23 protein-coding genes are annotated in these 24,605 nt (G+C 30.7%); all 23 read left to right on the top strand.

Going from position 1 to position 24,605, the window contains the following annotated elements; translation table 11 throughout:
- The first annotated feature begins 159 nt into the window (after positions 1–159).
- Complete coding sequence (locus tag BUA98_RS17940) at positions 160–1,443, top strand: nucleotide sugar dehydrogenase (protein ID WP_072974782.1); 1,284 nt, start codon at positions 160–162, stop codon at positions 1,441–1,443.
- Between the two features lie 32 nt (positions 1,444–1,475).
- Positions 1,476–2,483: a mannose-1-phosphate guanylyltransferase gene (locus tag BUA98_RS17935; protein ID WP_072974780.1), complete on the top strand. Its 1,008-nt coding sequence runs from the start codon at positions 1,476–1,478 to the stop codon at positions 2,481–2,483.
- Positions 2,484–2,495: 12 nt separating this feature from the next.
- Positions 2,496–3,542, top strand: a complete 1,047-nt coding sequence (rfbB, locus tag BUA98_RS17930) for a dTDP-glucose 4,6-dehydratase (protein WP_072974779.1) — start codon at positions 2,496–2,498, stop codon at positions 3,540–3,542.
- 39 nt (positions 3,543–3,581) lie between these two features.
- Entirely contained in the window at positions 3,582–6,020 is a 2,439-nt protein-coding gene (locus BUA98_RS17925) for an SLBB domain-containing protein (RefSeq protein WP_072974777.1), read from the top strand.
- 6 nt (positions 6,021–6,026) lie between these two features.
- Positions 6,027–7,106: a Wzz/FepE/Etk N-terminal domain-containing protein gene (locus BUA98_RS17920; RefSeq protein ID WP_072974775.1), complete on the top strand. Its 1,080-nt coding sequence runs from the start codon at positions 6,027–6,029 to the stop codon at positions 7,104–7,106.
- Positions 7,107–7,278: 172 nt separating this feature from the next.
- Positions 7,279–8,562, top strand: coding sequence for a flippase (locus BUA98_RS17915; protein ID WP_072974773.1), 1,284 nt, complete (start codon positions 7,279–7,281; stop codon positions 8,560–8,562).
- A 127-nt stretch (positions 8,563–8,689) separates the two neighbouring features.
- Positions 8,690–9,517 carry a glycosyltransferase gene (locus tag BUA98_RS17910; RefSeq protein ID WP_072974771.1) on the top strand — a complete coding sequence of 276 codons (828 nt, stop codon included), beginning with the start codon at positions 8,690–8,692 and terminating at the stop codon, positions 9,515–9,517.
- Between the two features lie 6 nt (positions 9,518–9,523).
- A complete protein-coding gene (locus tag BUA98_RS17905; RefSeq protein WP_072974770.1) occupies positions 9,524–10,795 on the top strand; it encodes an O-antigen polymerase in 1,272 nt (423 codons plus the stop codon).
- Positions 10,795–11,589, top strand: coding sequence for a glycosyltransferase family 2 protein (locus tag BUA98_RS17900; RefSeq protein WP_072974768.1), 795 nt, complete (start codon positions 10,795–10,797; stop codon positions 11,587–11,589). Before BUA98_RS17905 ends, BUA98_RS17900 begins: the two co-directional genes overlap by 1 nt.
- 16 nt (positions 11,590–11,605) lie before the next feature.
- A complete protein-coding gene (locus tag BUA98_RS17895) occupies positions 11,606–12,457 on the top strand; it encodes a glycosyltransferase family protein (RefSeq protein ID WP_072974767.1) in 852 nt (283 codons plus the stop codon).
- Between the two features lie 81 nt (positions 12,458–12,538).
- On the top strand, positions 12,539–13,705 hold the full coding sequence (locus BUA98_RS17890) for a glycosyltransferase family 4 protein (protein ID WP_072974765.1): 1,167 nt from the start codon (positions 12,539–12,541) through the stop codon (positions 13,703–13,705).
- On the top strand, positions 13,687–14,289 hold the full coding sequence (locus BUA98_RS17885; RefSeq protein WP_072974764.1) for a sugar transferase: 603 nt from the start codon (positions 13,687–13,689) through the stop codon (positions 14,287–14,289). The genes BUA98_RS17890 and BUA98_RS17885 overlap by 19 nt, the downstream gene beginning before the upstream one ends.
- 2 nt (positions 14,290–14,291) lie before the next feature.
- Positions 14,292–15,293, top strand: a complete 1,002-nt coding sequence (locus tag BUA98_RS17880) for a ketoacyl-ACP synthase III (RefSeq protein ID WP_072974762.1) — start codon at positions 14,292–14,294, stop codon at positions 15,291–15,293.
- 4 nt (positions 15,294–15,297) lie between these two features.
- Positions 15,298–15,528: an acyl carrier protein gene (locus tag BUA98_RS17875; protein ID WP_072974761.1), complete on the top strand. Its 231-nt coding sequence runs from the start codon at positions 15,298–15,300 to the stop codon at positions 15,526–15,528.
- 1 nt (position 15,529) lies between these two features.
- Positions 15,530–16,582 (top strand): ketoacyl-ACP synthase III, encoded by a 1,053-nt coding sequence (locus BUA98_RS17870; RefSeq protein ID WP_072974759.1) that lies wholly within the window; start codon positions 15,530–15,532, stop codon positions 16,580–16,582.
- A gap of 6 nt (positions 16,583–16,588) precedes the next feature.
- Positions 16,589–17,662 (top strand): aromatic ring-hydroxylating oxygenase subunit alpha, encoded by a 1,074-nt coding sequence (locus BUA98_RS17865; protein ID WP_072974758.1) that lies wholly within the window; start codon positions 16,589–16,591, stop codon positions 17,660–17,662.
- The gene (locus BUA98_RS17860; protein WP_072974756.1) at positions 17,659–18,396 is read left to right on the top strand and encodes an SDR family NAD(P)-dependent oxidoreductase; all 738 of its coding nucleotides are present in this window, start codon (positions 17,659–17,661) and stop codon (positions 18,394–18,396) included. Before BUA98_RS17865 ends, BUA98_RS17860 begins: the two co-directional genes overlap by 4 nt.
- On the top strand, positions 18,374–19,021 hold the full coding sequence (locus BUA98_RS17855; RefSeq protein ID WP_072974755.1) for a NeuD/PglB/VioB family sugar acetyltransferase: 648 nt from the start codon (positions 18,374–18,376) through the stop codon (positions 19,019–19,021). The genes BUA98_RS17860 and BUA98_RS17855 overlap by 23 nt, the downstream gene beginning before the upstream one ends.
- Positions 19,022–19,024: 3 nt before the next feature.
- A complete protein-coding gene (locus BUA98_RS17850; RefSeq protein WP_072974753.1) occupies positions 19,025–20,170 on the top strand; it encodes a DegT/DnrJ/EryC1/StrS family aminotransferase in 1,146 nt (381 codons plus the stop codon).
- A 34-nt stretch (positions 20,171–20,204) separates the two neighbouring features.
- Entirely contained in the window at positions 20,205–20,753 is a 549-nt protein-coding gene (rfbC, locus tag BUA98_RS17845; RefSeq protein WP_072974752.1) for a dTDP-4-dehydrorhamnose 3,5-epimerase, read from the top strand.
- On the top strand, positions 20,753–21,601 hold the full coding sequence (gene rfbD / locus BUA98_RS17840; RefSeq protein WP_072974750.1) for a dTDP-4-dehydrorhamnose reductase: 849 nt from the start codon (positions 20,753–20,755) through the stop codon (positions 21,599–21,601). The genes rfbC and rfbD overlap by 1 nt, the downstream gene beginning before the upstream one ends.
- A gap of 61 nt (positions 21,602–21,662) precedes the next feature.
- Positions 21,663–22,547, top strand: coding sequence for a glucose-1-phosphate thymidylyltransferase RfbA (gene rfbA / locus BUA98_RS17835; RefSeq protein WP_072974749.1), 885 nt, complete (start codon positions 21,663–21,665; stop codon positions 22,545–22,547).
- An 84-nt stretch (positions 22,548–22,631) separates the two neighbouring features.
- On the top strand, positions 22,632–24,599 hold the full coding sequence (locus BUA98_RS17830) for a polysaccharide biosynthesis protein (RefSeq protein ID WP_072974747.1): 1,968 nt from the start codon (positions 22,632–22,634) through the stop codon (positions 24,597–24,599).
- The last annotated feature ends 6 nt before the right edge of the window (positions 24,600–24,605 follow it).

Raw genomic sequence — 24,605 nt, 5'->3', positions numbered from 1 at the left:
TTAATCATTTAGTTTTATAGTATTACGGGAAACCGTATTGAATAAATTGACTTAATATGCTATATTTGCCGAGAATATACTTTTTGGTAGCCAGGTACAAAAATGGGACTTGGAAAGGCGAAGCCATGTGTTGTTATGAATGAAGTTAATATTTTATAAATGAAAGAGAACATAAAAATAGCTGTTATAGGTTTAGGTTATGTTGGTCTTCCCTTAGCACGATTATTTGCTACAAAATATCCGGTTATCGGATTTGATATTAATGAATCCAGAGTTGTCAGTTTAAAATCGGGAACAGATTCGACATTAGAAGTTGAAGATAAGGACTTACAGAAAGTACTGGTAGATAATATTAAAGCTGAAACTGGATTGTTCTGTACTACTGATCTAAATGATATCGCTGATTGTACTTATTATGTTATAACAGTGCCAACTCCAGTCGATAAAAACAATCGCCCAGATTTGACCCCACTATATAAATCAAGTGAGTCAGTGGGTAAAGTTCTTAAAAAAGGAGATATTGTAATTTATGAATCAACTGTTTATCCAGGTGTTACAGAAGAACAATGTGTTCCAGTTTTAGAGAGGGTCTCTGGGTTAAAATTTAATGTTGATTTTTTTGCAGGATATTCTCCAGAAAGAATCAATCCTGGCGATAAGGAACATACGGTTGAAAAGATTTTAAAAGTGACTTCAGGATCGACGCCCGAAATTGGTTTAAAGGTTGATAGCTTATATAAATCAGTCATTACTGCAGGAACTTATTTAGCTCCAACTATAAAAGTGGCCGAAGCAGCAAAGGTTATTGAGAATTCACAAAGAGATATTAATATTGCTTTTGTAAACGAATTGGCTAAAATATTCAATCTAATGAATATTGATACTCAGGAAGTATTGGCAGCTGCAGCAACAAAATGGAATTTTTTGCCCTTTAAGCCTGGATTAGTTGGTGGACATTGTATTGGTGTTGATCCTTATTATTTAGCCCAAAGAGCGCAAGAATTTGGATATCATCCTGAAATAATTTTGGCTGGACGACGCTTAAATGATAGTATGGGAGAGTATGTGGCGTCACAAGTTGTAAAATTGATGATTAAGAAAGGGATTTTAGTTAATGGAGCCAATCTTTTAATGCTAGGAATTACCTTTAAAGAGAATTGTCCAGATGTTAGAAACACAAAAATTGTAGATGTTATAAAAGCACTAAAAGAGTACGGAATAACAGTTACAATTTTTGATCCTCTTGCCAATAAAGAGGAAGTCAAAAAAGAATATAAATTAGAAACTATAAATTCTGTTCCTAATGAAAAATTCGATGCTATAGTTTTGGGAGTAGCGCATGCCGAATTTTTAAAATTAGAATTTTCAGAATTACAAAAGGCAAATAGTTTATTATACGATGTAAAAGGAATTTTAGGTACTTTGGCTGATAACAGGCTTTAGTTGTTAAAAAACCTTTTTTTATTTAGAAAAAGATGAGTACAGAAAAATCAATTACACATGTAATTTTAACAGGAGGAGTAGGCAGCAGATTATGGCCTCTTTCTCGCAAGAGCCAGCCAAAGCAATATTTGGAAATTTTTGAAGGTAAATCTTTATTTGAAATGACAGTGGATCGTAACCATCATTTAGTAAATAGAGTTATGGTGGTAGGAAATGTTGATAATCATCATTTAAGTGGAAAAGTAATGGATAAATCCAAAACTTCTTATATAAATATTGTAGAAGCAACCCCTCGAAATACTGCCGCTGCAATTGCATTTGCTGCATTTGCGTCAGACCCAGAAGATATATTAATTGTGACACCATCAGATCATATTATTGATTTAATGGATAATTATAATAATGCGATAGATCAGGCTGTTTCTAAAGCAGAGGAAGGTTTTATTGTAACATTTGGAGTTGTTCCAACAAAACCTGAAACTGGTTACGGTTATATAGAAGCAAAAGGAGATAAAGTAATTTCTTTTCGTGAAAAACCAAATGAAACTACGGCGAAGGAATTTATAGCAAAAGGTAATTTTTTATGGAATAGTGGGATGTTTTGTTTTAAAGCGGGTGTTTTGCTTGATGAATTAAAACAATTTCAGCCAGATGTTTATGAAAAATCAAAAGCTGTTTGGGAAGAAAGCAAAGAAGGTTTTTTAGATTTAGACTTATCTCTTGAAATTCCATCAATCAGCATTGATTATGCTGTAATGGAACGTAGTAAAAAAATAAAAGTAGTTCCTGCCGCTTTTTCATGGTCAGATTTAGGATCATTTGAATCAGTTTATGATTATTTAGTTTCAAAAAATCATCCTGTTGATAAGAATGGAAATATGGTTATTGGTTCTGGAAAACATACAACCTTTCTAGGATTAAAAAACACTATTTTTGTTTACACAGATACGGCCAATTTAATTCTACAAAAAGAGAACTCACAAGATGTAAAAGATATTTACAGTGAGTTAGAAAAAATAAATTCAGATTTATTAAATTAATTCAAATTGAAAATGAAAAAGATTCTTGTAACAGGCGGTGCAGGTTTTATAGGTTCACATGTAGTGAGACGTTTTGTTAATAAATATCCGGAATATCAAGTGTTTAATTTAGATGCCTTGACTTATGCCGGAAATTTGGAGAATATAAAAGATATTGAAAATCTACCTAATTATACTTTTGTGAAAGGCGACATTGTGGATGAAGCTTTTATAAATGAACTATTTTCGATTCATAATTTTGATGGTGTTCTGCATTTAGCAGCTGAATCACACGTTGATCGTTCTATCGAAGATCCGTTAGCATTTGTTAAAACCAATGTTATCGGAACTATGAATTTGCTAAATGCAGCGAAAAATCAATGGAAAGATAATTTTGAAGGAAAGAGATTTTATCATATTAGTACTGATGAAGTCTATGGTTCACTTGGTGCGGAAGGGTTGTTTACTGAAACCACTCCTTATGATCCCAATTCACCTTATTCTGCATCAAAAGCAAGCTCAGATCATTTTGTAAGAGCTTATGGAGAAACATACGGCTTACCATATGTATTAACAAATTGTTCTAATAATTATGGATCGTATCATTTTCCTGAAAAATTAATTCCGCTTTTTATAAATAATATTATCAATAATAAGCCTTTGCCAGTATATGGAGACGGGAACTATACTCGTGACTGGCTTTTTGTCGAAGATCATGCAATTGCAATTGATTTAGTTTTCCATGAAGGGAAAAATCATGAAACCTATAATATTGGTGGATTTAACGAATGGAAAAACATTGATTTGGTGAAATTACTATGCCAAATCATGGATCAAAAACTAAGCAGAAATGCTGGAATTTCTCAGGAATTAATTACTTACGTAAAAGATAGACCAGGACATGATTTGCGTTATGCTATAGATGCTTCAAAAATTAATCAAGAGTTAGGATGGAAACCTTCTGTTACTTTTGAGGAAGGTTTAGAAAAAACGATTAATTGGTATTTAAGTAATGAAGATTGGTTAAAAAATGTGACTTCTGGTGCTTATAAAGATTATTACCAAAAACAATATTCATAATAAATCATAATAAATTTAAGATTTAAATTTTAGTTCAATATGAAAAAAATAACATACGTTCTTACCCTTTGCTTTATTTTATTAATTTCTTTAGGTGTGAACGCACAAGATATAATGAAATCAAAAGACTTAAGTACTATACAGGTCGATTATCTTTCAGATGATGATTTAGCAAAAATTAGCGCACAATTAAAAAGTAATAATGCAACTATTGATCAAGTTGAGCAAATGGCTTTGTCAAAAGGAATGAGTCAAAACGAATTCAATAAGCTTAAAATTAAGCTTAATGAATACGAGAAAAAAAATGCTAAGATTTCTAAAGATGATAAAAATAATAAACCAAAAATAGAGGAGAAAGAATCGGAGTTTGGAAGAAAGCAGGAAAAAGTAAAAAACGAAAAAATAAAAGATTCTGTTAATGCTTTGATTTTTGGTTCTGAATTATTTGATAATCCTACATTGAATTTTGAACCTGATTTGAAACTAGCGACTCCTATGAACTATGTTTTGGGGCCTGGTGATGAATTGCAGGTAAGCGTTTACGGTGTCCAAGAATATAATGAAAGTATTCCTGTTAGTGTTGAAGGAAAAATAACAATTCAATATGTAGGTCAAATTGCTGTTTCAGGTATGACTATTGAAGCAGCGACTCAAAAAATTAAAGCAGCAATTGCTAAAGTTTATAGTACAGTCCGATCTGGTCAATCGCAAGTTAGTGTTAGTTTAGGTCGTATACGTACTATTAAAGTGACAGTAGTCGGAGGTAAACAACCAGGTAATTATTCTATTTCATCTCTAGCAACAGTTTATAATGCGTTGCATTTAGCAGGTGGGCCGGGTAAAAATGGAAGCTATAGAAATATTGAATTAATTCGTAATAATAAAGTTTATAAGAATATTGATATTTATAGATTTTTGGTAAAAGGTGATCAGTCAGATAATGTTAGTTTAAAAGATAACGATGTTATTCGAATTCCGGCATATAGTCAAAGAGTTGTAGTAGAAGGAGAAGTAAAACGCCCAGGCATTTTTGAAATGAAAAAAGGAGAAACATTTTCTGATTTATTGAATTTTGCATCAGGATTTAATGAGTTTGCTTATACAGCTTCGGTAAATGTTATGCAAAAAACTGGAAAAGAATTTAAAGTGCATGATATAAACGAAAGCGAATACAATTCTTATTCACCTCAATCTGGAGATGTATTCCGAATTACTAAAATTTTAAATAGATTTGAAAATCGTATTAAAATAGAAGGAGCTGTTTTTAGACCGGATTATTATTCTTTTAGTGAAGGAATGAGAATTTCAGATCTTATAGCTAGAGCTGAAGGTCTTAAAGAAGATGCTTACACAAAAAGAGCAAGAATAATTCGTTTAAAAACAGATTTAACAACAGAAATTGTAAATGTTGATTTAAGCGCTGCGTTATCTGGAGATTTAAATGCTGACATTGAGTTGAAAAGAGAAGATATTATTACGGTCTATTCTATTTTAGATTTTAGAGAAGAATATAAAGTTACAATAGATGGAGAGGTAAAAAATCCTGGAGAATATGAATATTTTGAAAACTTGACATTAAATGATTTAGTTGTTCAAGTTGGAGGTTTGACTGGTTCAGCATCAAAACGTGTTGAAATTGCCAGAATGGTTAAATCTGATGTTATAGATGATACAGATCCAAAGCGTGTTGAACTAGTCGAACTTGAAATTACAGCTGATAACAATGAACAAATTAAAAACTTTGTTTTAAAACCTTTTGATGTTATTAATATTCGTCGAATGGCTGTTTATGAAAAACCACAAATGGTTATTGTTAGCGGAGCTGTAGGCTATCCGGGTAAATATGTTTTGGCAAATAAGAAAGAAACAGTTTACAATGTTGTTATGAGAGCTGGTGGTTTAACATCTATTGCCAATCTAGATGGTATGAAGATTAAAAGACCAATTAAGGAAGAACAGATAGAACAACTTGAGAGTATTGATTTGAATTTGTCTAAAAATGATACATTAAAAGAAAAACTGACTAAAAAATTGAAGGAAGAATTAAAGTACGCTACCATTCCGGTAAACTGGGAAAAAATTGTTAAAGATAAGAACCATTTTTCAAATGTTACTTTATTCCCTGGCGATGAAATTGAAGTTGCTGTATATAATGAAGGTGTCAAAGTAACAGGGAATGTTTTGTTAACATCTGAAATTCCATACAGAAGCGGGAAAAGCTTCAAGTATTATTTAAATGCAGTTGGAGGAGTTGACAATAAAGGCTGGAAGAAGAAAGCTTATATTATTTATCCAAATGGTAAAGCAGCTGTGACAGGCTCCTTTTTGTTTTTTAGATCATATCCAAAAGTGGAACCGGATTCGCAAATTGTGGTGCCGGAAAAACCAGAAACGAAAAAAATGTCTGCAGGGGAATGGGTTGGAATTGGAAGTGTGATTTCTAGTTTAGCTTTGTTAATTGTTACTGCTTTTAAATAAAATTTGATGGATAATACACCAACTAAAAACGAAGAAATTACGTTAAAAGATTTAATACAAAAAGTTAAAGAGTGGTACTTATATTTTCTTTATAAGTGGAAAATTATTGTCATTGCTGCAATAATAGGATTTGCTTTAGGTTTAACATATGCTATTATAAAAAAACCAATTTATACTGCAACTTTAACGTTCGCTTTAGAGGATGAGAAAGGTGCTGGTGGTTTAGGTGGGGCATTAGGTTTCGCGAGTACATTTGGTGTAGATTTAGGAGGAGGAAGTGGCGGAGGAATTTTTACCGGATCTAATCTAGCGGAGTTATTTAAATCCAGATCAATGGTAGAAAAGACTTTACTAACACCTGTTAAGGTAAATGGTAGATTAATTTCTTTGGCAGAAATGTATATTCAGAATAATGATTGGAGAGAAAAATGGAGAGATAACCAGAGATATTCTTCTGTCAAATTTTTGCCTAATAGTAAAAGAAAAAATTTTACTAGAGATCAAGATAGTATTTTGGGATTGATGTATACTGACTTATCCAAATCTGGTTTATCCGTTATTCAAAAGGATAAAAAGATATCAATAACGACTATGGATGTTTCATCAACAAATGAGCTTTTTGCAAAGTATTTTTGTGAAGCTTTAGCTAGACAAGTTGGTAAATTTTATGTGGAGGCAAAAAGCAAAAAGGCCAGAATGAATATGTCGATATTGGAGCGTCAAGTGGATTCTGTGAGAGGAGAATTAAATTCAGCAATAACCGGAGTAGCTGTTGCTAATGATAATACTTTTAACTTGAACCCTGCATTAAATGTACGAAGAGCACCATCTGCCAGAAGACAAGTTGATGTTCAGGCAAACACTGCAATTTTAACTGAACTTGTTAAACAATCTGAATTAGCGAAAGTTACTTTGCGTAAAGAAACGCCATTAATTCAAGTTGTTGATAGGCCAATTTTGCCATTAAAAAAAGAAAAACTTGGAAAAGTTAAAGGAACTTTAACAGGTGGTTTTATTGCGGTATTTTTGACTCTATTAGTCCTGGGTGTAAGAAGACTGTTAAATGAACTAGATTTAAAAGTATAGAGATATTTTTGCCATTCCTAATTGGTGCTAGGATGCAAATAATAAGAAAGTTTACTAAGTATTAATAAAATTGGAAATTAGACATGAGATTGTTCTAATGATGAGTATAATTAAGAAACTTCTGTCAATAAGATGCACTAGCTACCTAAAGTTTAAAGTTTTTTAATATTATATGTTTAAGAATAGATTTAATTTTATAAATAATGAAGAAGGAAAGAGTTTAATAAAAAATTTTTCTTTCCTGTTTTCTGTTAATATAGTCAATTTTGTATTACCTCTTTTGACATTTCCATATTTAGTTAGGGTTTTAGGAATAGAAAAATTTGGGTTATTGTCATTTGCAACTTCAATAATTACTTATTTTTTGATTTTAACAGACTATGGTTTTAATTTAACAGCTACTAGGGAAATTTCAATTAATAGGAATGATAAAAATAAATTAAATGAAATTTTCAGTGCAGTTATGAGTGTGAAGGTAATAATTATGACAATAGGTTTTGTTGTATTGTTGCCGTTAATATTCTTCATACCTAAATTCAATTTTTACTGGTATATCTTTATTTTTAGTTATGGAAGTGTCCTAGGTCAGGTATTATTTCCGATTTGGTTCTTCCAGGGCCTCGAGGAAATGAAAGTAGTTTCTATTCTTAATATTTTGTCTAAGAGTCTTTTTACTGTTGCTATCTTTGTGTTTATAAAGAACGAAAAAGATTTTTATTTGGTACCGATATTTTCTTCATTGGGGTTTGTATTTATCGGAGTGATTTCGATTATAATCGTAAAATTAAAACATGAGGTACGTTTTATTGTTCAAAGTAGAACAGTACTACTTAAGTACCTAATCGAAGGGTGGCATCTTTTTTTATCAAACATTTCTGTTACACTTTATACCACAGCTACAATTACCTTTTTAGGTTTTTATACAAATAATACAATAGTAGGTTACTACAGTGTAGCTGATAAAATAATTTCTGCGATAAGGGGTGTTATTGCCCCGATTTCTCAAGTTTTATTTCCGTACTTATGCAATATTGCAAAAAATAATCCAAAAAAAGTTTATTACATAAATAGGAAACTTGCAATATTTGGAGGAGGCGGTATGTTGCTTGTTTCTTTTATTTTATTTGTGTTTGCTAGTGATATTATACTATTGATATTTGGAAAAAAGGATTTTGATTCAATTTTGATATTAAAAATATTTGCTATTATCCCTTTCTTAACTTTCTTACATACTGTATTTGCTCTATTTACAATGATTGTTTTTGGTAAAAATAAAGAATACAGTAAAATTATAATTTCAGCAGCTATTCTGAATATTTTACTTTGCATTATTCTAATACCCTGTTTCGGTTATATTGGTGCTGCTGTTGCAGTAATCGTGATTGAATTATTTTTATTAATTCGATATATTTCTTTTACACATAAAAATGATTTAAGACTCTTTTTTTTAAAGTGAGAACAATTTTTTTCATCTGCTTTTAAACCTTTAAATCGTCATTTCATTAATAAATTTCTATGTTATGATTTCTGGTCCTATTTTAGATATGATGAGAAATATAACTTAAAAGCTATAACAAATTTTCATGAGTTTAAATCCAATTGTAAGCGTTATAACAACATGCTATAATGATGGTAAATATCTACAGGAATGTATTGATTCTGTGAGGGTGCAAACTTATCCTAATATTGAGCACATTATTATTGATGATGGTTCAACAGATGCTAATACTTTAGAATTATTACAGAAGCTAAGGTCTGATCCTGATTTTAAGATAATAACAACGTCTAACCAAGGAGTATGTAAGGCTAGAAATCAAGCAATTAATAGTTCAAAAGGATTGTATATTTTGCCCTTGGACAGCGACGATATCATATCGCCAATCTTTGTAGAATTGGCCGTAGAAAAGTTAAATAAAGATGAGAATGTTAAGCTAGTAGCCAGCAATTATAAGTTGTTTGGCAGGGTAAATAGAACGGTCGTTTTAGAAGAATATTCTATTGAGAAATTAATGGGACATAATTTATTTGTTGTAACCACAATGTTCCGACGTAAAGATTTTGACAGTGTAGGAGGATTTAATATAAATATGAAAGAAGGTTTGGAGGATTGGGATTTCTGGCTCTCAATTATGAAGACTGGAGGTAAGGTTAATTATCTGGAAGGTGTAAATTTTTTCTATCGGATGAAACCTGTCACTGAATCACGTAATGCTAATGGTGCGGCTAAAAATCATTCTAATTTAAGAAGGCAGATGTGGCAAAATAATAGCGATTTATATTCTCAGTACTATCCTAATCCGCTAGAGATGTTAGAGTATTTAAATATTTTAAATTCTAAAGAATATAGATTAGGAAAAATGATATTATTTCCGGTGAGAAAATTCTTGAATTTATTTAGTGGACGTTATTAAAAATCTATGTCAGTATTTTTAGGTTTATTTTTTATTTTATTAGCGGTTATATTTTATATACTGACTAAAAAATATTCAGATCCAATGGTAGTTGTTACAGCATCTTGGGGCGCGACATTACTTTTATATGGAACTGTAGATCATGGAATGCCTTCTTTATCATTTCATGTCTGCCTAATAATTTTTTTATGGGTTATTAGTTTGCTTTTAGGAGTTAGTCTATTTAATTATCATAAAATTAAAAAAAATAAGGTTTTAGAAAAAAATCTTTTTTTTTCGGACTTTAATAATATTGAAGATAATCAAGTTTTAAGAAGAAATTTAAATGTGTATTTTTGGATTTCTGTTATATGTTTTTTTCCGCAAGTTTACATAAGTTACAAACAAGCAATTTCTGGAGGAGAAAATATTTTTTTAAATATGAGATTAGCTAGTGCCGGTTTAATTGAAAGTGAATACAATGTTGGTGTTTTTGGATATGGAAAGACATTTACAATAGTAGCTTTGTTAGTGAATTTGTTAATTCATAAAGTAGGACAGTCAAAAATAAAAATTTACCTCCTGTTCTTTATGTATTTTGTGTTAAGCATTCTTGCAGTTGGTAAAAGTCAATTTTTATTTCTTATCATAGCAATGATTTTGGTTTGGTCTTTCACGAAAACAATTTCTAAAAGAACAATTATAATTGGTTTTGCATTTTTATTGATCACATTCAGTATGCTTCAATTAGCAAGATCAAATGAAGAAGACGATCAAAACGATGTTATTTCAGGTATGTTTTATAGTTATTTATTTGGAGGTCTACCTGCTTTAGATCAAGTGGTTAATTCAGAAATGCAATCTTCGGAATTTGGTCAAAATTCTTTCCAATTTGTTTATAGGTTTACGAAAGCTTTTGAGGAAAATAAAGCTAAGACTGAGAATACATATAATAATGATATTACCTATGATGGTTATTTATTTGTACCAAATCCTACAAATGTGTACACTATAATAGGGCCTTTTTGGTTAGATTTCAGGTATATTGGAGTGCTAATATTTGGGTTTATATATGGTGTTTTATTTGGGTTTTTATATATGAAGGCTATCCAAATGAATATATATGGAATTATTACTTATTGTTTATTTGTTAGTTCTCTGGTTTTGCCTTTCTTTGGAGAATTTATTTTTGCTTATTTATCTTATTTTATTCAAGTCTGGTTCCTTTCTTACTTTGTTGATAAACCTTTTTTTAATAATATTTATTCGCTTTTTAATTTAAATAAAAACTATTCTTAATGGCTATAATTTCATGTATTGTGCCGATGTATAATTCCTCAAAAACTATTGTGCGTGCATTGGAGTCAATTAGAAAACAAACTTATGAAGGGCAGTTACAGATTGTAGTTGTTGATGACGGTTCGCAGGATGATTCTGTTCTTCTCGTAGAAGATTTTAAAAGTAAGAATAATAAATTATGGATTGATCTAGTAAAAAAAGAAAATGGAGGGGTATCTTCTGCTCGTAATGAAGGGCTTAAATACATTAAAGGTGATTATATCGCTTTCCTGGATAGTGATGATATCTGGCTAAGCGAAAAAATTAAATTGCAGTTAAATGCAATTATGGAAAATTCTAGTATTGATTTATTAGGATCCACATTGGATGATATTATACTAACTAAAGTTTTAGGTCGGAAAGTTGGAAGATTAATACCTTTAAAGCCATTTGGATATGCTATAAAGACACAGTTAGTTACTTCAACGGTATTTTTTAAACGAGAAGTCTATGAAAAAATTGGTGGTTTTGATGAAAATATGAAGTATTCCGAGGACATGAATTACTGGTTCAGGGCTATGGAGTTTTTTAATTGTTATTTATTAAATATCCCTTTAGTGATAATGGAGCATAATAATAATATGAAACATGCGGGTGGACTTTCAAATAAACTTTGGGCTATGGAGAAGGGAGAACTTATGAATATAAAATATATTTACAATAAGGGACAAATAAATTTTGGAGAATTTATTTTTGCATCAGTATTTTCCTTTTTAAAATTTTTAAGAAGAGGAGTTTTTCATAAAAAGATATAAGGAGTTTGTAGAAAATATGGATTTAGTATTAGTAGTTTTATATAAACAGAAAGTTTCTGAGTCAAGTACTTTATTAACATTGATAAATTGTAAAAATCATTTGACCCAAAAGATGTTGTTTGTGTGGGATAATTCACCCAATCCTTTGGATGAACATGAAATAATTTTTCTCGAAAATCAATTTAAAAATTTTAAGTATTTAAATTCTCAGGATAATAGAAGTTTGTCAGAAGTATATAATACAGTTATTAAACAGATAAAATTCAATAAAATTTTTATTTTTGACCAAGATACCTCTTTGACTGATGAATATTTTGAATTGGTGGATTCTTCTGCTTTAAATAATACCGATGTTGGTATTTTTCTTCCTTTTGTAAAAAATAAAAATAGAGTTGTAAGTCCCTTAAGATTTAGTGTGATAAATTTTGACCACTCTAAGATCATAAAAAAAGGGAGGGTTTTAGCTAAAAATAAAACGGCATTTGCAAGTGGTTTATGTATAAAAGAGTGGATCTTTAAGAGGGACAATATTTGGTTTGATCAAAATCTCAGTTTTTATGGAATAGATTATAAATTCATATTAGATTATGGTGATTTTAATAGATATATGTATGTGATTGATTACGAGTTAAAACATAGTTTGTCGTTTACTGAAGAAGAAACAAAGGAGGTTAAAATAAAACGTTTCGACTCAAACATCGCAGCTAGTTTTTATCTGGCAAATGCGCGATTCAATTTTTTCCAAAAAGTAATTATAGTTATCAGATCTCTTTTTGTCTCATTTAAGATGTCATTAAAATATCGGGACTCTATTTTTTTTATGATACTTTTTAAAAATTTAAAATTTTTCGGTAGGTACAATTTATGATAATTATTTAGTCAATAAATAATTTAAAAAAAACATTAGTATTTTATGTTTTACAATATTTGAAAGAAAATTAATAAATAAATGAAATCCATACTTTTTAGAACGGCAACAATTCCGGTATCTTTAAATGTACTTCTTAAAGGACAATTACAGTTTTTAAATGAATATTATGATGTTACAGCTATATCTGGGAAAGATGAATTTCTTGTAGAATTAAAAGAAAGAGAAAAAGTTAGAGTATTTGGTATAGAAATGCAACGGCAGATAGCCCCAATAAAGGATTTGAAATCTTTGTGGAGGTTATATAGATACTTTAAAAAACAAAAACCATTAATTGTGCATTCAATAACTCCTAAGGCTGGACTTTTAACAATGATAGCAGGAAAAATGGCGGGAGTACCTATAAGAATACATACTTTTACGGGGCTTATTTTTCCTTCTCGTAAGGGATTTATGCAAGTATTATTAATTAATATGGATAAATTATTATGTTATTGTGCTACAGATGTTTACCCTGAGGGTAAGGGGGTTAGGAATGATTTAATAAATTACAAAATTACAAATAAACCGTTAGAAGTAATTGGAAATGGTAATGTCAATGGAATAGATGAAAATTATTTTGATCCTAAATTGTATAACTTAGATGAAAAAAATGAGTTGAGAAAAAAACTTGGGATTTTTGAAGATGATTTTGTTTTTATTTTTGTAGGTCGTTTGGTTAGAGATAAAGGTATTAACGAACTTATTGTAGCTTTTTTAAGATTTCAATCTGTTCGTAAAAACGTAAAGCTGCTATTAGTTGGACCTTTCGAAAATGATTTAGACCCTCTAAATATTGAAACTATAAAAGTCATAAAAGAATGCAATACTATTATTACGGTAGGTTTTCAGCAAGATGTACGCCCTTATTTTGCAATTAGTGATGTTCTTGTATTTCCGAGCCATCGTGAGGGTTTCCCAAATGTAGTATTACAAGCTGGAGCAATGGGTCTGCCGTGCATTGTAACTAATATTAATGGTTCTAATGAAATAATAATTGAAGAGGAAAACGGAATAATTATCCCTGTAAAGGATGAGATCGCTATTTTTAATGCAATGACTAAAATATCGACAGACAAAGATTATTATTCCGTATTGGAAACAAATGCACGGAGTATGATTACTTCTCGCTATGAACAAAAAATTGTTTGGAATGCTATTTTAGCACAGTATAAAAGTTTAGAAAAAAAATGTATAAAACTATTTTAAAAAGGATATTTGATTTTGTTTTGACGTTAATAGGTCTATGTCTATTGAGTCCATTATTTATCATTGTAACTATTGGTTTATATTTCGCTAATCAAGGCAAACCTTTTTTCTTTCAAGAGCGTCCAGGATTAAATGGAAGTATTTTTAAAATCATTAAGTTTAAAACTATGAATGACAAAAAAGATTTTCATGGAAATTTATTGTCAGATGCTGAACGATTGACTAAAGTTGGTGTGTTTGTGAGAAAAACATCTCTTGATGAGCTTCCTCAATTAATTAATGTGTTGAAAGGAGATATGAGCTTAATTGGCCCGAGACCCTTATTACCACAATATCTGCCATTATATAGCAATTTTCAAAAGCAACGTCATAATGTTAGACCAGGAATAACTGGCTGGGCACAGGTAAATGGTAGAAATGCAATTTCTTGGGATAAAAAATTTGAGTATGATGTTTGGTACGTAAATAATTTTAGCTTTTTCTTAGATTTTAAAATATTATTTTTGACGATTTTGAAGGTTTTTAAATCGGAGGGAATTAATGCAAAAGATGTTGCAACAACAGAACCTTTTAAAGGAAATTAATTATGGGTGCGATTATTACGGCAATAGAATATGTTTATCCTGAAAATAAAGTTACTAATGAAGATTTAGGAAAAATATTTCCAGATTATGATTTTTCAAAATTTGAAGAAAAAGTTGGTATAAAAAATAGATATTGGGTAGACGAAGAAACTGCTTTCGATTTAGCTCTAAAAGCATGTAAAAAGCTTTTTCAGAAATATGATAAGCAAGAGATAGATTACATCTTATATTGTACACAAAGTCCTGAATACTTTTTACCTACTACAGCATGTATTTTACAAGATAAATTAGGAATTAAAAAAAATATTGGAGCATTAGATTTTAATCTGGGTTGTTCGGGTTATACTTACGGCGTTAGCTTAGCAAAAGGATTAATTAGTTCAGGACAAGTAAAGAATGTCTTGCTAGTAACAGCAGAAACCTACTCAAAATATCTTCATCCAAAAGATAGGTCTAATAGATCAATATTTGGAGATGCTGCAACCGCTACAATAATTTCTTATTCTGAAATAGATGGGATTGGAGAATTCTTATTTGGTACTGATGGTTCAGGTTACGATAAATTAATTGTGAAAAATGGAGCCAGTAGATTTTCTTATAGCCCAGATGCACCAGAAATTGTCTATGGTACAGATAATAGTTATACTGATAACCATTTATATATGAATGGACCAGAAGTATTTAATTTTACAAATGAAGTTGTACCTAATTTCACAAAGGAAATAATCCAGATAAATAGTAAGGATATTGATAATATAGATCAGTTTGTTTTTCATCAGGCAAATGCTTATATGTTGAACTTTATGCGTAAAAGATTAAAAATTGAAAGCGATAAGTTTTTTATAGATTTGGAAGATGGAGGAAATACAGTTTCCTGTACTATTCCTATTGCTTTAAAAAAATATAGTGAATTTATTAATAGTGAATCAACTATAATAATTGTTGGATTTGGTGTCGGACTTTCTTGGTCAGGAGGACTAATAAAAATTAAAAGTAAATTATAAAATTATGAAAAAAGTTGATTTTATTTCAGGATTAGCGGAAGAATTAGAAATTGAAACTACATTGGAAAGTGCAACGAATCTTAAGGATTTAGACGAATGGGATTCTATGGCGGCTATGGTTTTAATTGGTTATGTGTCTAATGAATTTGGAGTAACTCTAAATGCTGATGACTTAAACGAGATAACCACTGTAGAATCTTTGATAGAAAGAATAGGTTTAGATAAATTCAACTAATATGTTTCAGGAATTTCATGGTGTAGCAATCGAAGCAATTAGTGCTTGTGTTCCAAAAAGAAAAATTTCAAATGATTTCTTTGAAGAATTATTATCCCCAAAAGAGCTTAGGGTCTTTGAAAAAACGGTTGGGATCTTTGAAAGACGTTGGGCTGATGACAGTATTACTGCCTCAGACTTAGGTTATGCTGCTGCTTTAAATTTAATTAGACAAAATCAGGTTAGTAAAGAAGAGATTGAATGTCTAATTTTTTTAAGTCAAACACCAGATTATAAAATTCCATTTACATCTAATATTTTACAAGATAAACTAGGTCTGAAAAAAGAAATTTTATGCCTGGATATTAATGCTGGATGTGCGGGATTTATTCAAGGCTTAAGTACGGCATTTTCATTTGCTAAATCTTTAAAAAAAGGAAAAGTGCTTTTTATTGTAGCAGAGACATTGTCTAAAATAATTTCTGTAAAAGATAGAAGTACTGCCATGTTATTTGGAGATGGTGCAGCTGCTGTTATTGTAAGCGCAGGAGATTTAAATAATAACACAACATTTTTAAATTTCTTTTCAGATGGTCATAATGCCAGTGCAATTGAAATACCAGATGGCGGATATCGAAATCAAATCACAGCAGAAAGTCTTAACGCTATAAAAGATGAAAATGGGAACAAAAAAAATAAGCTTAATTTGACAATGAATGGGCCAAAAGTTTTCGATTTTACTCTGAGAGAAATTTCAATTAGTATTGAAGAGTTATTAAAGAAAAGTAATATAGAGAAGAATGAAATTAATTATTTCCTACTTCATCAGTCCAATCAGTTTATAATCAAGCAAATTGCTTCGCAGTTAAAGGTAGAGAAAGAGAAGATGCTTTTAAATATTAATGATTTTGGAAATACTAGTGGAGTTTCTATTCCGCTTTTAATATGTTCTAATAAAACAATATTAAATAATTCTCAAAACATTTTAATGAGCGGATATGGTTCAGGACTAAATTGGGGAAATTTAATTACAAATTTGTCTAAAACAAAAATCTTTGATATAATTGAAATATAACAGCCAATGAAAGCTTTAATAAAGCCAATTGAATATTTTAAAAAAGAAACTTTTGAAAGCGAAAAAGAAAAACTCTTTTCAGAAGTTTGGAATTTTGTAGGTTTTACGTCAGATTTTACTGAATTGAATGATTTTGTTGTTTCTGATGTTTCGGGAGTACCAGTTGTAGTACAAAATTTAAAGGGAAAAATTAGAGCATTTAAAAATGTTTGTTCTCATAGGCATTCACTTATCCAAACTGAAAAAAAAGGAAACAGGCCTTTAATGTGTCCGTATCATGGATGGGCTTATAATGACAAAGGAATTCCTTTTGGTATTCCTAAAAAACCTTTTTTTAATTTTACAAAAGAGGAATTAGAATGTCTTAAACTTCAAGAATATTCTATTGATATTTGTGGTAGTTTGGTATTTTTAAAGGTAAAAGAAGGTAATATTACCTTGCGAGATTATTTAGGAGAAATCTATACTCAAATAGAAGAGATGTCTAATAATTTTGGAAAGCTTATAGATTTAAATCAAATTGAGATTGACTGTAATTGGAAAATTGTAGTAGAAAACACTTTAGAAAGTTATCATGTAGCCTTAATTCATTCAGAAACTTTTCAAAAATTAGGTGCCGAGGGGTTAAATTTCACGTTTAACAAAGATCATTCAATATGGGATGCACCAGTTTTAGTGAAAGAAAATGAAGGAAAACAAGCAAAAGTTCATAAATCCTTTCAAGAAAGGGATTATAAAATTGATGGATATAAACATTTAATAATTTTCCCTAATATTCTCATTTCATCCACATACGGTATTTCCTTTAATTTGTCTCATATAATTCCAATTAGTGAAGAGAAAACCCTTTTTAAAAGTTACGTATTTACGACAAAGAAACAAGATACTAGTGAATCTATAATAGAAAAAGTTTATGAACAAAGCTTAATAGATTTTAACCGAAAAGTTTTTGATGAAGATAAAGTAATTTGTGAGGAAGTTCAGAAAGGAGTTAGGTATTCGTCTTATGATGGAGAATTAAGTGAAGAAGAGCAACGAGTTCTTTTTTTTCAGCAAAAATATAAAATATATCTGGGATGATACAAAATAAAAAAATATTAATTACAGGTGCAACTTCAGGAATTGGTTTAGCTCTTTGTGATTTTTTAATAGGTAAAGATTGCAGTGTCATTGCAATTGGCAGAGAGAAAAGCAAAATAGCTAATCTTATTGCTAAAGGTGGAAATAAATTAAAATTTGTACTATTAGACTTAAACGAGTTCCATAACTATTCTAAAATATTTGATGAAGCTTTAGCAGGTGAAAAATTTGACGGTTTTGTTCATTGTGCAGGAATTGAAGAAACTTTGCCTTTAACCATGTACAATCCTGACAATGTAAAAAGGATATTTGATATCAATGTTTTTTCTGGAATAGAATTATTGAGAAATTTTTCTAAAAAAAAATATTCAAATGACGGAGCAAGCGTTGTTTATTTGTCTTCAGTGATGGGAGAATTGGGGCAACCAGGTAAAATAGGATACTGTGCTACAAAGGCAGCTGTTTTAGGAGTAGTTAAAGCATCAGCGTTAGAATTAGCAAAAAGAAATTTTAGAATCAATGCAATTTCGCCAGGTGTTGTAAACACGCCAATGACAGAGAAATTATTTTCTCAAATTGACGCAGAAAATATTCAACGAATTAAGGACATGCATCCTTTAGGGATTGGTAATGTGGAGGATATTGTTCCCACAATAGCTTTTTTGCTTTCAGATTTTAGTAAATGGATAACAGGTCAAAATATAAAAATTGATGGAGGATACTCAATACAATAATTCGGAACTTATAATTTTGGGAGCTGGAGGATTAGCAAGAGAAGTTGCAAGTTGGTTTAATATTTCTCCAAATAAGAAAGCATCAATAGTAGGATTCATGGATAATAATTTAGATGCATTAAATGGATTTGAGACTAGTCTTAAAATTTTAGGTCAGATCGATTTAACAAAAATAAAAGATCATCAATCTGTGATTTGTGCAATTTCTGACGGAACTGTTAAAGCCAATTTATTCAAAGAATTAAACCAAAGGAACATATCGATTTCCAATTATATTCATGAATCATGTTATATTGGTGAGCGAACAAAATATGGTATTGGTCTGGTATTATTTCCTTATGCGATCATTTCGTGCGACTCCACAATTGGAAATTTTGTATTTATTAATAATGGCTCACAAATAGGACATGATGTTGCAATTGGGAATTTCTCAAGTATTATGGCAAATGTTGATATTGGTGGCGGAGCTCAGATAGGGAATAATGTATTTATTGGTTCAAATGCAGTTATATTGCCAGGCGTAAAAATACCAGATAATACAAGAATTGGAGCTGGTTCTGTAGTTTTAAAATCTTTAAAAACTGAAGGAACATATTTTGGTAATCCAGCAAAAAAAATATTTTAAAAAATGAATAACGCAAAAATATGGTTATCCTCTCCGCATATGGGTGGAACTGAACAAAAATATGTGCAAGAGGCTTTTGAAACAAATTGGATTGCACCTTTAGGCCCAAATGTAAATGGTTTTGAAAAAGATTTAGAAAATTACTTGCAAGAAGAAGTTCAAATTGGTGCACTAAGTTCAGGAACTGCTGCAATTCATTTAGGATTAATTTTGTTGGGAGTTAAAGCTGGCGATGAGGTCATTTGTCAAAGTATGACTTTCTCAGCATCAGCAAACCCAATAATGTACTTAGGGGCAATTCCTGTTTTTGTTGATAGTGAGGCAGATACTTGGAATCTTTGCCCAAAAGCTTTAGAAAATGCAATTATTGACCGAATTTCAAAAGGTAAAAAACCAAAAGTAATTATAGCGGTACATCTTTACGGAATGCCTTATAAAGTGCAAGAAATCAATGCCATCGCTGTAAAATATGACATTCCTGTATTAGAAGATAGTGCAGAAGCTTTGGGAAGTCATTATAAAAATCAGAAATGCGGCACCTTTGGAGAAATTGGAGTTCTTTCATTTAATGGAAATAAAATTATTACTACCTCTGGAGGTGGAGCAATTGTTACAAAAAACAAGGAAACGAAAGATAAAGCAGTTTTTCTTTCTACACAGGCAAGAGATGACGCTCCACATTATCAACATAGTGAAGTTGGGTATAACTATAGAATGAGTAATATTTGTGCAGGTATTGGCCGTGGGCAGATGGAAATTTTAGATTTGCATGTGGAATTAAGACGAGAGATGCATAATTTTTACACAAGTTATTTTGAAGATATTGATGGCATTGCCATTTTAACAGAACCGAATCAAGATTATTATTCTAATCATTGGTTATCCGCAATTACGATAGATCCTGCAAAGACTAATGGGAAGACTACTGAAGGCTTGAGATTAGCTTTTGAAAAAGCTAATATTGAAAGTAGACCATTATGGAAACCAATGCATTTACAGCCTATATTTTCTAAATATCCTTACTATGGAGAGAATATCGCAGAAAAATTATTCGAAAACGGTTTATGTTTGCCTTCAGGTTCTAATCTAACTGATGGTGAAAGAGAAAGAATTAAATTAGTCGTTTATGATTTTTTTAATAAAAGATAAGATAATTCTAAATAGATACAAGGTTTAAAATAATATGAACATAGAAAAAACATTTATAAAAGATTTAGTAGTAGTAGAGCCGACTGTCTTTGGAGATGAAAGAGGTTATTTTTTTGAATCTTACAGTAAAACTAAATTTGAAGATTTAGGAATCGCTATAGATTTCGTGCAAGACAATCAATCTTTTTCTAAAAAAGGAACTCTAAGAGGTTTGCATTATCAAAACCCACCTTTTGCACAAACGAAATTAGTACGTGTTTTAGAAGGTGAAATTATTGATGTTGCAGTAGATTTAAGAAAAGATTCTCCTACTTTTGGAAAGTCATTTAGTGTATTATTGTCGTCCGAAAACAAAAAACAACTTTTGGTACCAAAAGGATTTGCTCACGGCTTTTCAGTTATCAGTGAAACGGCATCGGTAATGTACAAATGCGATCAGTTTTATAATAAAGCTTCTGAAGGTGGAATCAAGTATCACGATCCTTCATTGAATATTGATTGGGGAATGGATTTAAAAGACGCAATTGTTTCTGAAAAGGACCAAATTCTTCCCTTTATTGAAAAATGTAATAGTTTATTTTAGTGAAAAAAATTCTTGTTACAGGTGCGAATGGCCAATTAGGTTCAGAATTAGCAGTTATTGCAACAAACTATCCAAATTATGAATGGATTTTTGCAGATAGAACTCAAATTACTTTAGATGATTTAATATTACTTCGGGTTCAATTAGGTGCTATTAATCCGGACGTGATTTTTAATTGTGGTGCTTACACAGCAGTAGATAAAGCTGAAACGGAAAAAGAATTGGCTTTTGCAATTAATCATTCAGCTGTTGAATTAATTGCAAAATTTGCAGCCCAAAAAAAAGCAAAATTAATTCATATTTCTACAGATTATGTTTTTGATGGATCTTCTTCTGTTTCTTTAAGTGAGGAAGCTATAACAAATCCAATAAATGTTTATGGAGAGAGTAAAAGAGTTGGCGAAATTGCTTGCTTAAAAGAGGACTCAGATTCAATCATTATAAGAACTTCTTGGGTATATAGCAAATTCGGAAATAATTTTGTTAAGACCATGCAGCGGTTAATGCAGGAAAGAGATGAAATAAATGTAGTTAATGATCAGATCGGTTCGCCAACTTATGCAGCAGATCTAGCTAAGGTAATGATGATTATTTTAGAATCTCCAAATTGGATTCCCGGAATTTACAATTATTCAAACGAAGGTGAAATAAGCTGGTATGAATTTGCTAAGGCTATAAAAGAATTTGGAGGATACACTTGTAAGGTTGGAGGAATTCCATCGGCATCTTATCCAACTCCTGCAAAACGCCCGGAGTTTTCATTATTGGATAAGAAAAAAATTAAAACGATTTATAATTTAGATGTTCCGAATTATAAAGAAAGTTTAAAAAAAATGTTTGTAAAATAGAAGTTAAAAATTTTAGATTTCATTTGAAACGGGTGGAATCTAAAATCTAAAATCGAAAAATATGAAAGGAATTATTTTAGCAGGAGGTTCTGGAACACGTTTGCATCCATTAACACTTGCGATGAGTAAACAAATGATGCCCGTCTATGATAAGCCAATGATTTATTATCCGTTATCAACTTTGATGATGTCGGGAATTAATGAAATATTGATTATTTCTACTCCTCATGATTTACCAAATTTTAAAAAATTATTGGGTGATGGTTCTAGTTTAGGATGCAAATTTAGTTATGCAGAACAGGCTATTCCAAATGGGTTGGCACAGGCTTTTGTTATTGGAGACGAGTTCATTGGAAATGATGATGTTGCTTTAATTTTGGGAGATAATATTTTTTTTGGTTCTAATATGCAAGAACTTTTAAAGTCAAATACTAAACCGGAAGGAGGAGTGGTTTTTGCTTATCATGTCTCTGATCCTGAGAGATATGGTGTTGTGGAATTTGATGAAAATCTAAAAGCTATTTCTATTGAAGAAAAACCAAAAGAACCAAAGTCTAATTATGCAGTACCAGGGCTATATTTTTATGATAATTCAGTTGTAGAAATTGCAAAAAATATAAAGCCTAGTGCTCGTGGTGAATACGAAATTACGGATGTTAATAAAGTTTATTTGGAAAAAGGAGCTCTAAAAGTTGGTATTTTAAGCAGAGGAACGGCTTGGTTAGATACAGGAACTTTCAATAGCCTTATGCAGGCGGGCCAATTTGTACAGGTTTTGGAAGAAAGACAAGGATTGAAAGTGGGATGTATCGAAGAAATTGCCTGGAGACAAGGATTTATATCAGATGATCAATTAGAAAACCTTGCATTACCTTTGGTTAAGTCTGGATATGGTTCTTACTTGATTGAATTTTTAAAACAAAAAAGAAAAGGTGTTAAAGTCTAAATTACCAACAGAAATAATTTTTTAATACCTTTAATTTGTATTTTTGTAAGACATACAAATTTTGCAGAATCAAAATCATAAAAATTGAATACAGATAAACAGACCAAAGTAGCCGATTTGTTGCATAATTCATTTTCTCCAAGGAATCTACGGGCACATATTAATAATCTCAGTTATTTGCCTAGGTGGATTATTGTTGCTATTGACATAATGGTTTTGGCATTTTCTTTTACATTTACCTACATGCTTTTTGAAGGCACAGCATTAGGATATATTATTACTTCGCATGATTTCTATTTTGTAGGTAGTTTGTTGATGGTAAACATATTTTTCTTTTGGTTGTTCAGAACGTATTCGGGAATCATTAGACACTCTTCTTATATAGACGCCATAAAATTGTTGTTTTCCCAAATGTCGGTGTTGGTGTTTTTCTTGTTTTTCAATCTTGTTTTTGAATTATATACAGGGCATAAAGCTTTTTTAAATACTGCTCTTTTTATCAATTTGGTTTTATCATTTTGCGGTTTGTTTTTATACCGTGTGATTGTGAAACAAACTTTTGAATTGTATTTTTCAGAAAAAACAAGCACCAAATTAATAAGAACTGTGATTTATGGAACAGATGCTAATGCCATTTCTGTTGCAAATGCATTGAAATTCGAAACTCCGTCCCGATTTAAAATTGTTGGTTTTGTAGATAAAAACAATCAAAATGCGTCTAAGCGAATGCTGGATTTGCCTATTTTGATTTTAAGAAAAAAACTACCTGCCTTAATGCGCTCTGTTGCTGCAGAAGGTGTGATTATTGCTGATAAAAGTTTATCAAAAGAAGAACAATTAATTATAGTTGATCAATGTTTAGAATTTAATTACAGAGTTTATACAGTGCCCTTGATTTCAGATTGGGAAAATCAAAAAGAAATCTCTCAGAAAGTTAAGAACATCCAAATTGAAGATTTACTAGAAAGAAAACCTATAGTTTTAGATAGTAAGTCCATTTCGAAACAATTAAAGGATAAAACAATTTTGATTACCGGAGCCGCTGGATCTATCGGAAGCGAAATAGTAAGACAAGTTCTTGGATTTAACCCTAAAGTTGTCATTATTTTGGATCATGCCGAAACTCCACTACATAATTTATGTTTAGAAACCTACGCAATGGATTCTGAAACGAAGATAGTTGCGGTAGTTGCTGATGTTCGTAGTAAAAAGGCATTAGAAAAAGTCTTTAAAACTTATAACCCGCATGTTGTTTTTCATGCGGCTGCTTACAAACATGTTCCGCTAATGGAAGAAAATCCTTCACAGGCGATTCTGACAAATATAAAAGGGACTAAGAATTTGGCTGACTTATCCTGTAAATACCATGTCAAGAAATTTGTAATGGTTTCGACAGATAAGGCTGTAAACCCTAGTAATGTTATGGGAGCCAGTAAACGTATTGCCGAAAAGTATGTTCAGTCACTTTTCCTGAAAAATCAGCGTGAAAATAACGGAGGTTCAACAAAATTTATTACAACCCGTTTCGGAAATGTATTAGGTTCAAACGGATCTGTAGTTCCGTTGTTTACCAAGCAGATAGCCGAAGGTGGTCCTGTTACGATAACCCATCAGGATATCATTCGTTATTTTATGACTATTCCTGAAGCTTGCCAGCTGGTGTTAGAAGCTGGGGCGATGGGTAACGGAGGGGAAATTTATATCTTTGATATGGGTAAACCGGTACGAATTATCGATTTGGCTAAAAAAATGATCAAATTGGCAGGATTTATTCCAGAGAAAGAGATCAAGATCAAAATTGTAGGCCTAAGACCTGGAGAAAAATTATACGAAGAATTATTAAATGATACTTCTAAAACGTTGCCAACTTATCATAATAAAATTATGATTGCCCAGGAAATTCAGGATGAATATGAAAATCTTCATACGGAGATTGATGAGTTAATTGGCATTGCTGATTTCTATGACAATGACGATATTGTTACTAAAATGAAAAAAATAGTTCCTGAATTTAAAAGTATGAACTCCGCTTTCGAAGTTTTAGATAAATAAAGGATT

Source organism: Flavobacterium saccharophilum (genome assembly GCF_900142735.1).
GTDB classification, from domain to species: Bacteria; Bacteroidota; Bacteroidia; order Flavobacteriales; family Flavobacteriaceae; genus Flavobacterium; species Flavobacterium saccharophilum.
Note: the sequence above shows the minus strand (reverse complement) of the source record. Positions and strands in the feature narration are given on the sequence as shown.